Source organism: Alcaligenes nematophilus (genome assembly GCF_026344155.1).
GTDB classification, from domain to species: Bacteria; Pseudomonadota; Gammaproteobacteria; order Burkholderiales; family Burkholderiaceae_B; genus Alcaligenes; species Alcaligenes phenolicus.
On sequence record NZ_JAPKMZ010000017.1, the window covers coordinates 1 to 650 of the forward strand.

Below are 650 nucleotides of genomic sequence, written 5' to 3' on the forward strand. Positions count from 1 at the left end.
CAAGAGCATCAATCCAGCCTGCAAGCTTGGCAACCGCTCACCCCCGAGCAACAACAGTTGCGTCAACTGTTATCTCGTCGCGCTCAAGTGATCACTCACCAGAGCGCTTTACGCCAGGCCTTTACCGACGTGGATCTATCAGGTGTCGATACCCAAGCGTTGCAACATGGATTTGATGTTGTGCTGGCCTCAATGGATCAACAAATACAGCATTTGATTGCGAACGACCCGCAGCTCGAACGGGGATATCAGCGCCTGCGTAGTGTGAGCGGCATCGGTCAACAGACAGCGGCCTTGTTGACCGAACTGCTCAATCGTATTCCCTTTGCTAATGCGGATGCCTTAGTCGCGTATAGCGGGCTCGATCCCCGACCCAACGACTCAGGGGCCAAGCGAGGCCGTCGTCGTATCAGCAAGCGTGGGCCGGCTCTGCTACGCCGACAACTGTATTTGGCTGCGATGTCGGCCTGCCGCAGTGCAGCATGTAAACCGTTGTATGAAGCGTATCGTGCCCGAGGCCTGGCGGGCACAGAATCGATTGTGATTCTGGCTCGTAAGTTGCTGCGCATTGCATATGCCGTGTGGAAAAGCGGACAAGCCTTTGACCCGTCCAAACTATCGCCTAAAACAGCTTGACCCAAACCATAGAA

1 protein-coding gene is annotated in these 650 nt (G+C 55.1%); it reads left to right on the forward strand.

Features of this window, described 5'->3' with window-relative positions; genetic code table 11:
- Positions 1-636, forward strand: a 636-nt coding sequence (locus tag OSH04_RS19660; protein WP_266109105.1) for a transposase, incomplete at its 5' end; no start/stop codon positions are given.
- Between the last annotated feature and the right edge of the window lie 14 nt (positions 637-650).